The following is a 4986-nucleotide window of genomic DNA, read 5'->3' on the forward strand; positions in this document are numbered from 1 at the left end:
GCAGTCGTGCTGCCATGTCCCGTGCACCGTTGTTAAGGAAAACCATACCCTCTACCTCTGAATATACAAGGGCAAGGCATGCTCTCCCCCTTCTCGGGGGAGAGATAGAGAGGGGCTGGCTCCGCGGGACTTTCTCCGGATGCGACGATCTGACAATTTTTGAACAACCTGAGACCTGAGATATTCAACAGCCTGCTAGGCGGCCAGAGCCGCTTTTTGTGTTTGTGCGCCCCCCGCCGTCCGGCTGACCTATTCCTACCGCATCACCCTGACCCTGCTGATCACCGAGCAAGAGATTATCCTGCTCGATATCGGCAGCCATGATGAAGTCTATCGATAAGTCCTCGTCCCTCTCGATTGTAGCTTGCACTCCTTATCTGATATACTGCCCCCAGCCATGAAGCCATCCCTCAAATACTGGATATTCATTCTCGGCATCGCCTGCGCCATCTTCGGCGTGATTCTCGCCAGCGTGTTCGGCTCGTGGTTCAATCTGGAACCCCACGAGCAGGCGTATCTGGCGGGGCTGGCGGACCGGATCCTGCCCTTTCCGCTCCTGGGCGCCATTGCTCTGTTTATGGTCATCAGCGGGATGGTCAGCCTGCTGTTCCGCTACTACATCATCCCGATCATGCGCATGGCGGAATCGACCCAGCTGATTTCCCTCTCCAACCCCGAACACCGTGTCCCCACTACCGGGGCGCGGGAGGTCGCCCACCTGGCCGGGATCATTAACGCTTCGGCGGACGCCTACCAGAAGCTGCAGCAGGAGGTCGAGACCGCAGCCTACGAGGCCCGGGCGGACCTGCTGGAAGAACGCAACCGCTTTGCCGCGCTGATGTCGGAGCTGCCGGCCGGGGTGCTGGTCTGCAACATCCATGGCCTGATCCTCCTCTACAACAGGCAGGCCCAGACGCTGCTGCAGGCATCGGCCCAGGAAAAGTTCACCGGGCCGACCGGGGGGAAGGATGGATGGATCGGCTTGGGGCGGTCACTGTTCGGCGTAATCCCGCGGGAGCCGGTGGTGGCCGGGATCGAGCGACTGCAGCAGGCGGTGTCTGCCGGGCAGCCTGACCCGATCGCCCGGTTCACGGTGGAGCATGGCGAGGGGAGCCCCCTGACCATCTCCATGGCGCCGGTGTTCAGCTTTCACTGCGACCAGCATGACGAGTGCATACAGTGCGACCGCCGCAGCATGTCGGGGCTGGTCCTCACCCTTGGCAACACCACCGCGCAGGGGGCGGCTGCCGACGACCCGACCTGGCTGACGGTCGAGGCAGACCAGGAGTCGGAGGCTCCCGCCGGGCAGCAGCCGGCACCAGAATCCCGACCCACCTTTTACGAGTTCAACCTGTTCCATCACCAACCCCTTGGGGAGATGGGGGAACAGTCGCTGCGCCGGCTGACCTACGTGGCCTTTGATACGGAAACCACCGGCCTCAATCCGTCAGCGGGAGATGAGATCGTCCAGCTCGGGGCGGTGCGGATCGTCAACGGCAAGCTTATCCGGGGGGAGATGATCGACCAGCTGATCGACCCCCGGCGGCCGATTCCCGAGGTGTCTACTGCAATCCACGGAATCACGGAAAAGATGGTGGCTTGCAAGCCGACCATCGACCAGGTGCTCCCCCATTTTCGCCACTTCGTGGAGGATGCCGTACTGGTGGCCCACAACGCGGCCTTCGACATGCGCTGCCTGCAGCTGAAAGAGTCCCGGACCGGAGTGAAATTCGACAACCCGGTTCTGGATACCCTCCTGCTTTCCTCCATCCTCCACCCCAACCAGGAGTCCCACTCCCTGGACGAGATCGCCGCCCGGCTGAGCCTGACCAATATCGGCCGCCATACCGCGCTGGGTGATGCCATCGTTACCGCAGAGGTGTTGCTGAAGATGATCCCCCTGCTGGAGGCGAGGGGAATCGTGACCCTGAGCGACGCACTGAAGGCGTCGGCCCGCTCTCCGTACGCCACCATTCGCTACTAGCAGGTTGTTGAAAAACAGCCATCTCGCCGCCATCCTCGAAAGCCACCTTGTGCGGCGTAGAAATAAAATGAGTATTTTTTGACCTGCATCAAATGCCTGTCCCAGAGGGCGTGATACGGCTACGCTGCAAAAAACAGCCGCGGAAAGGATGCCTATGGAAAAAGCGCTCATTGATGTGATGAAAAGAGAGCATGGGATCTTAAAGGAGCAGGTTGCCCTGATCAAGGCGAAGGGGGTCGTGACGCCGGCCGGATTCGCGGAACTGCAGCAACTGAAGGAGCTGCTTCAGGAACACATCAAACAGGAAGACCGTCTGGTGTATCCCCGGCTTGATATGGCGGCTGAGCGTGACATCCACCTGAAGGCCCTGCTGGTGCGCTTCCGGGACGAGATGAACGAGATCACGACCACGGCTGAAAAATTTTTCAAGTACTATACCAAACCCACACCTACGCTGGAGTTTGCCAGGGATGTGGGCAACCTGTTCTCAATGCTCACCAACCGCATCATCACCGAAGAGAAGCTTTTGTATCCGCACCTGATACCGCTGCAGGAAAGGTAATGCCTATCTGGAGGATTTGAGGGGAATGGGTTTCGTGGAGATGCTCGATTCAAAAGGCGGCCGATTGGCCGCCTTTGCTGTTTCGGGAGTAACACATTGGGTAATTCGACCCTGGATGTCATCTCTCCTGTTTCAATGAATAAAGCTGAAGTAGGTTTTATTTTCCCGCTCCGGCGGGGTGACGGCTCCCTTGCCGTGCTCAACAAGCTTCAGCAGCCAGGCCATGTTTTTCCCCAGCACCCGCATGATCTGTACCCCTTCCAGGTCCTGGACCACTTCCCCAGGGGTCCGGCCATGGATCACGTTCCAGTAGTTGGAGGTCGGCAGCAGCATCTCGGCATAGTTGAGGAAGTTGTTCAACTGGTCGAAGGTCGGCAGGCCGCCGGAGCGCCGCACCGCCACCACGGAGGCCCCCACCTTGTGGCGGAGCATGGAGTCGTTGACGCCGGTGACGAAGAAGGCGCGGTCCAGGAAGGATTTCATGGTTCCGCCGATGGCGGAATAGTGCACCGGGGAGCCGAGGATGATCCCATCCGCCTGTTTCATTTTCTGGATCCACTCATTGACCTCGTCACCGGGAAGCACGCACTGCTCATTCCTGTTCTTGACGCACTGGTAGCAGGCGACGCACCCCCTGACCGCCTTGTTGCCCACATGGACGATCTCGGTTTCGATCCCTTCCTTCTCCAACTCCGCAGTCACCATCTTCAGTGCGTGCCAGGTGTTGCCCTCTTTGTTGGGGCTGCCATTGAATGCCACGACCTTCATAAGTCCTCCTTTGTCATGATTTGATTGAAAGCATATTTCCTTGGGCTGGATTTACAGGGGGAGTTGCTTTTGATTTTGAAAACCAAATCCCCCCTTGCCCCCCTTTTTCAAAGGGGGGAACCCTTAGTGCTAGATCGGTACTAATAACGTTCATTTTTCTCTACCCGCACGAGCAGGCGGCGCAGTCTGTGGCCGAATCGCACTGCTTCGGCAGCAGTTTTTCCGACGCCCATTCGGTGATGTCGGCGCCATAGTGAACGTAGAGCTCATCGCTGCCGGCCAGGGGGATCCAGTAGGAATCCAGCACCGTTCCGGTGAAATCGAAATAGGCAACCAGACGGGTGGCGGTCTGTTCTGCAAAGGCCTTGTTGGCCAGACAGCTCTTGTGGTGTTCCTTCTGCCCCATGTCGACGCAGCGGACACCGGTCGGGTAGCCGACCTCTGCTCCCTTCTTGTTCACCTCCAGGATCGTCCGGTCCTTGTGGGCAAGGATCACCGGAAAGGGAAAGTTGTCATAGAAAAGGTGGAAGTTTCTGCGGATCTCATCGCTGATCTCGTGTGATGCCATTGTGTCGTATTCCTTATAGTCTCGTTTGTATGTCCCGTATCGAGCGGAACAGCATTAGCGTTTCGTAAGGACGGTGGCGAAGATGGTGTCGAGGAAGTCCTGCACCGGCTGGGTGGACTTCATCACCTTGGCGCTCAGCACCGCCCCCTCCCATCCGGAGAGGATGAAGCCGGCGATAACGTGGGGGTCGTAGGATTGAGGAAGTTCCCCCGCCTGCTGTGCCTCCCGGATACAGACGGCAAAGCGCTCCCGCCAAGAGAAGAGGATCTCATCGAGGCGGCCCCGCAGGCGCTCGTTGCTGGCGGCCAGTTCCTGCCCCAGGTCGCCGATGAGGCAGCCGACGGTGCACTGATGCTCGGCCAGCTGCGCCACTCCCCGTTCCATGAAGATCCGCAGCCGGTTGAGCGGAGTTGACGTTTCGTCGCTTAGAAAGATGTCGAGGCGGGCCAGGAAGCGGCCGGCAAATGCCTCGATGACCGCCAGGCCGAACTCTTCCTTGCTGCTGAAAAAGTGGTAGAAGGAGCCTTTCGGTACTCCCGTCCGCTTCAGTACCGCATCGATGCCGGTGGCGTTGTACCCCTGGCTGGCGAAAAGCTGCATGCCGGCGGTGATCAGATCTGTCCGTGTGTCACGTTTTGTCATGAGCAGATAATAGACCGGTCGGTCAAATTTTGTCAACACCATTTTCTCTTTCCCCTGGGGATGCGTTGATGCGGCAGGCTTGAATGCTGTTCCCGCAATGGAGTCGGCACAAAAAAAGGCCAAGGGGTAAGCCCCCGGGCCTTGATTTTCATCCTGATGTTGCACTCAAATTAACTGACTGAATTGTTGCATTTAGAAATCCGGCACACCAATGGAAGCGGGTAAAAGAGAGTGGATTTTTCTCGTTACGTAGGCTCCCCAGGCCACCTAATTGCGTTGGCGCATAACCAGGATATACTGGAAAGTAGCTAGTTTCCGTCCGGAAAAGGTTCTTTTTCGCCCTGGCGGTGTCAATCTTCGGGATTACTTGTGCGGCGTACCGATGTACGCCTTGTATGTTGGACTGACAGTAACTAGATTCTCTGTTCCAGGACATGGCAGTTTGATTACGCCTTGGGCTAT

6 protein-coding genes are annotated in these 4986 nt (G+C 58.0%); 2 read left to right on the forward strand and 4 right to left on the reverse strand.

Annotated elements, in window-relative coordinates; all coding sequences use genetic code 11:
• Positions 1-184: 184 nt before the first annotated feature.
• Positions 185-370 carry a hypothetical protein gene (locus KJB30_RS18690; RefSeq protein WP_214301710.1) on the reverse strand — a complete coding sequence of 62 codons (186 nt, stop codon included), beginning with the start codon at positions 368-370 and terminating at the stop codon, positions 185-187.
• Between the two features lie 27 nt (positions 371-397).
• Between KJB30_RS18690 and KJB30_RS17780 the strand changes: the two genes are divergently transcribed.
• Positions 398-1984: a 3'-5' exonuclease gene (locus KJB30_RS17780; protein ID WP_214301711.1), complete on the forward strand. Its 1587-nt coding sequence runs from the start codon at positions 398-400 to the stop codon at positions 1982-1984.
• Positions 1985-2138: 154 nt separating this feature from the next.
• Entirely contained in the window at positions 2139-2546 is a 408-nt protein-coding gene (locus KJB30_RS17785) for a hemerythrin domain-containing protein (protein WP_214301712.1), read from the forward strand.
• A gap of 132 nt (positions 2547-2678) precedes the next feature.
• Here KJB30_RS17785 and KJB30_RS17790 read toward each other — a convergent pair whose 3' ends face one another.
• From KJB30_RS17790 to KJB30_RS17800, 3 genes are all read right to left on the reverse strand, one after another.
• Positions 2679-3314 (reverse strand): flavodoxin family protein, encoded by a 636-nt coding sequence (locus KJB30_RS17790; protein WP_214301713.1) that lies wholly within the window; start codon positions 3312-3314, stop codon positions 2679-2681.
• 160 nt (positions 3315-3474) lie between these two features.
• Positions 3475-3882 (reverse strand): hypothetical protein, encoded by a 408-nt coding sequence (locus KJB30_RS17795; RefSeq protein ID WP_214301714.1) that lies wholly within the window; start codon positions 3880-3882, stop codon positions 3475-3477.
• A gap of 54 nt (positions 3883-3936) precedes the next feature.
• Positions 3937-4566 (reverse strand): TetR/AcrR family transcriptional regulator, encoded by a 630-nt coding sequence (locus KJB30_RS17800; protein WP_246545786.1) that lies wholly within the window; start codon positions 4564-4566, stop codon positions 3937-3939.
• Positions 4567-4986: the final 420 nt, after the last annotated feature.

It is taken from the genome of Pelotalea chapellei (genome assembly GCF_018531195.1).
Taxonomy (GTDB): Bacteria; Desulfobacterota; Desulfuromonadia; order Geobacterales; family Pseudopelobacteraceae; genus Pelotalea; species Pelotalea chapellei.